Below are 4890 nucleotides of genomic sequence, written 5' to 3' on the forward strand. Positions count from 1 at the left end.
GCAAGTTAATACAGTGTAACCCAGTGCTGTTTTCACAATCGCACACTTTCCTGATCAAACCATGCTAAACTTGCTGGCAGTAAGGCTGACCGGTGCCTGTCACCAAAGGCCTGACACCAAAGGCAAGAGCTTATTCCTCGCGTTTTACCAGAGCTTCGATATAGGCCTTCAGAAGGTTGATTTTATTCAATAGATCTGTGTCTATGTCTATTAGATCCGGTTTATTCTCGCTTATTGCCTCATACATGGACTCAGCTTTATTAACGTAAAGCAGCGCGTTTTCATAATCCTTCATACCTAGGTATGCAGTAGCCTGTAGAAAATAATTAAAGGGCTTTTCCGGGTCTTCTTTTTCCAGTTCTTTGCAGATCTCAAGTGCTTGCCAAATATCCCCTGATTGGAGATAAAAGTTGGCTTCGACTAGCCTTATCCCGCGCTTCTTTGCATCGTCTCCTTGCTCATTGGCATATTCTTTGGCCCGTTTTATCACATCGAGCGCCGCAGGCCAATCGTTACAATCGCTATAGCAAAGAGCAAGCTCCAAGCATATCATAATGTAACTAAGACCCCAATCCTCTTCTTTTGATTCCGCCAGCTCCTCTAATATAGCTATAGCCGCTTCGTTGTTCCCAATGTCTCGATAGCGTCGAGCGATAAGGAGGCGATAGTGTGGTCTGCAATCTGCGAGGTTGATCTGCGCCAGGTCATCTTCATCCATTAATTCAAGTGTGCGCTCAATAATCTGAGCATTGTAAGCCAGCAATTCGGTATCTTCTTCATCTTCAATCCTGGCCGCCTCATCCTTTGCCAAACAGCACTTCTTGTATTTCTTGCCGCTTCCGCAGGGGCAGGGATCATTTCTGCCGGCCTTTCTTCGGTTGACAAAATCAATCGGCACAATGCGACCACGCCCGGCTGAGTCTACTTCGCTTGGCGATTTAAACCCCAGTTCAGGGCGCGGCGTCTCGTTCCACATCGCCATAACAAAAGCTGCCAGCTCTTCAAAGTCTTTGCTAGACTCAGGCTCGTACTCCTCAACTAACTGCTTAATGATATCTACCGGGCTTTTAGCCAGCGCAAGGTGAGCGGCAAAATCGATAAGGTCATCTTCATCCTCAAGGTCCCAGGTCGGATTTAGCATCTCCTCAAGATGCCGGATTATCCTTGAGCTTAGTGACTCAAAGTCATCGTTCGGATAAAGTTTTTCGTACTCTTCCTTTAGGAAGATATAATTTCGCTCCTTAACCACAAGCCGAGAATCTTGAAGCAGGGCATCAGCAATGCCGTCTGGTGCGACCGGACTGCTATATGCACCTGCTGCGGTAACACTTAAGAGTATATTTTTTGCCCAGTAGCCCTCCTCAGCCCCATGCGTGCGGATGGCCCTACCGTTCGAGACACAATCAAACGCCGTATCGCATACAATCCGGTTGGCTTCTTGGATTTTATCATTCTTCCGGCTCTGAGGCGGGCGATGTTCGATCTCAAAAAGGCCGCGCTCAAAATCAATACAGGTTATGATAAATTCGTCGCCCGGTTTAAAACCTGTATCCAGATACCAATCTTCAAGCCCACACAGCCGCTTTCTTATCATCGCCTCATCCCAGGCAGGCTCCAGTTCGTAAGTCTTCTGCAACTGTGGGTCGTTTATTATAACGGCCCTCTCCTCCCTCAATGCGCCTGAGAACAGCAGGTCGATTTCTGGAATATCATATGTACTAAGACCCTCTATCAGGTCGTCTTGATTGGGCTTAATACGAAAACGACGTCCGTCCAGAAGCCAACGTGTCAGGCCAAATACATTTCTTTCAATCTGCGCAATCTTGCTCTTAAGCTGGATAGCTTCCTTGATGTTGCTTTTGTAATTGTACTTATCATGCTTAGGGTTGACTTTTTTGAAGGCATCGACGATGGCATCAAGCGTCATGAAATCGCCTTGAGTGTCGAGGATGTTATAAACAATTTCGTATATTGTCGGGCCTTTTTTCGCCAAATAACTCTACTTCCTAAGTTTAGCACTTAACTAATCTCATGAATGTGCAAAACTCTTAAGCTTTGAGAATCGTTTTTTTTCTTTACTTATGTTAAAACAATGCGAGACTCATTGCAAAATCCAGCTAACGATCTATAGCTTTGGCTTCAAACGTGACTCTACTTACATCATTGGTGTGCAAAGCTTGAGCTGCCCTTCCTATAAAGTCGAGCCGTTTGTCAAAATATTTCTCGGCTGGCAGCTAAGATCCAAACATTACAGCAATATCGACATCGCTAAGAGCCCAACTTTGTTCGTTGCGTAAGAACCGAATAAATAAATGGCCACAACATTCTCATCGGCAGTCAATCTATCTACTAAATCTCCAAAAAAGCACCGGGGTCACGCTCAATGCGGTTAAATTTAATTGTTTAACATGCCTCAATTAAAAAAAGATGCAATATGCAAGTATCGCTTTATGGGCAATCTTGCAATCAATCTTGCATCTTATTATAACATTAAGGAATATCGGAAATAGGTAAGCCATTGAAAAGTTTGTTAACAAACTCGGTTCCAGTAAAAACTTGTGTTGGATAGAAGACGAGAAAGTTCTTCACATTTAGCCCGCCTATAAACAGGTAAGGCCTCCACGGTTTCCCATGGAGGCCTTATAGAATCGGCGGCGTCCTACTCTCCCACCCCGTCTCCAGAGCAGTACCATCGGCGCTGAGGGACTTAACTTCCGTGTTCGGAATGGGAACGGGTGTTTCCCCCTCGCTATGGCCACCGAAAATGTAAACTTTTTAAATTCAAAACTCATGGTTCTTGGCTTTCGGTTCGCCTTACTTCTTCGGCGAACCTTAAAAGCCATGGATCCATGAACCTTGAAGGTTCTCGCCTGGTAAATCAGGCAACTACACCTTTGAACCTTCAAAACTACACAGCGTCCGTCTTGTGACGACCAAGTCCTCGACCAATTAGTACCGCTCGGCTACAAGCATTACTGCTCTTCCACCTGCGGCCTATCAACCAGGTAGTCTACCTGGGGTCTTAACTCTACGTGAGAGTGGGAGATCTCATCTTGGGGTTGGCTTCCCGCTTAGATGCTTTCAGCGGTTATCCAGTCCAGACATAGCTACCCAGCAGTGCTCTTGGCAGAACAACTGGTACACTAGAGGTCTGTTCATCCCGGTCCTCTCGTACTAGGGACGACTCCCCTCAAATCTCCTACGCCTGCAGCAGATAGGGACCGAACTGTCTCACGACGTTCTGAACCCAGCTCGCGTACCGCTTTAATCGGCGAACAGACGAACCCTTGGGACCTACTTCAGCCCCAGGATGCGATGAGCCGACATCGAGGTGCCAAACCCCGCCGTCGATGTGGACTCTTGGGCGGGATCAGCCTGTTATCCCCGGAGTACCTTTTATCCGTTGAGCGACGGCCCTTCCACTCGGAACCGCCGGATCACTAGGTCCTGCTTTCGCACCTGCTCGACATGTACGTCTCGCAGTCAAGCTCCCTTGTGCCCTTACACTCTACGACTGATTGCCAACCAGCCTGAGGGAACCTTCGAGCGCCTCCGTTACATTTTAGGCAATTATGTTCGCCTGGCTTTGGGGATTTTATAACGCATGGATTCAATAATCCATCTATCTACCAGAGCTAGAAATTTATCCAAGCTCTTGCCCGAAAGATAAATCTGATAACCCTCTTTTTGCTTGCGTTCCCATGCATCTAATCCAAACTTGTTCTCTAAAGCACCTATAAGTTTTTTAACATCGGGCCTAGTAAAACCCTGTGTGTTAAATATGATTCCCTTCGATTGGCCTGACTTAATTGATCCATCATCCATAAACCAATAGGCCACGCCCTGCTCTGTCAGTAGTTTTGTTACTATTGATGGCACAATCTTTTTGCCATCTTTGTAAAACTGCTGAGCATAAAATCGAAATGCTTCATGACTTAAGGTGCTAAAAACTATGTTGGTTGATTGATGCTCGCCGCTTTTTACCGTCCTTTCTCTTGGTGGTGTCAGAACCCAATCTTTGAATATCTCATATATATGCTGGCAATAGTCCTTATTCTTGATAGAATACTCGACTTTTAACCTATAGGTTCTGCCACTGTTCTGAGTTTCTAGATGGGCATCGCCTAACAATAACCCAACTAGAATATCTCGCTGGTTGCGACTAAGTTTTAGCTTATGTTTATAAGCCTCAATCTCATTAGAACGCATCTCATCCTCCCTGCCAGACGCCCCTTAGGGCTTCATATCGCTATGAAGTTCAGACTATATCATCTTGCTAACGGCATGATACTATACTAAGCCTATAGCAAGTCTGGCGTATAGTCGTTGAGGGGTCACTAGGACTTCCCTGCTGATTATCCGCACCAGAAGCATTTTCACCTACTAACTGTTTATAGTTAGCTAAAGGTAGCCCTGGATTCTACATCCCTTCACCCAACTTTATTTGGAGGCAAAAGTTAGGTTAGAGAACGGACCTCCCAGCATACAGCCAGATTTGCCCCTGACGTTACCGCCAGGGCGCCCCTAAATTGAGGCGACCGCCCCAGTCAAACTGCCCACCTGACACTGTCCGATAGCCGGGTAACGGCTTACCGTTAGAATCCCAGCACACCAAGGGTGGTATCCCAAGGTTGGCTCCACCAGGGCTTGCGCCCCAGCTTCACAGCCTCCCACCTATCCTGTACATGATGAACCAAAATCCAATGTCAAGCTGCAGTAAAGGTTCACGGGGTCTTTCCGTCTTGCTGCAGGTAACCGGCATCTTTACCGGTAATACAATTTCGCCGAGTCTCTGGTCGAGACAGCGCCCAGATCGTTACGCCTTTCGTGCGGGTCGGAACTTACCCGACAAGGAATTTCGCTACCTTAGGACCGTTATAGTTACGGCCG

The 4890-nt window shown here is 46.7% G+C and carries 2 rRNA genes and 1 pseudogene; all 3 read right to left on the reverse strand.

Annotated elements, in window-relative coordinates:
* Window positions 1-799 precede the first annotated feature (799 nt).
* A pseudogene (locus tag K6T91_11390) lies at window positions 800-892 on the reverse strand (SEC-C domain-containing protein).
* Between the two features lie 1754 nt (window positions 893-2646).
* Window positions 2647-2763, reverse strand: a 5S ribosomal RNA gene (rrf, locus tag K6T91_11395).
* Between the two features lie 166 nt (window positions 2764-2929).
* Window positions 2930-4890, reverse strand: a 23S ribosomal RNA gene (locus K6T91_11400); the annotation flags it as partial.

Source organism: Bacillota bacterium (assembly GCA_023511485.1).
In the GTDB taxonomy this organism is placed as follows: domain Bacteria; phylum Actinomycetota; class Aquicultoria; order Aquicultorales; family Aquicultoraceae; genus CADDYS01.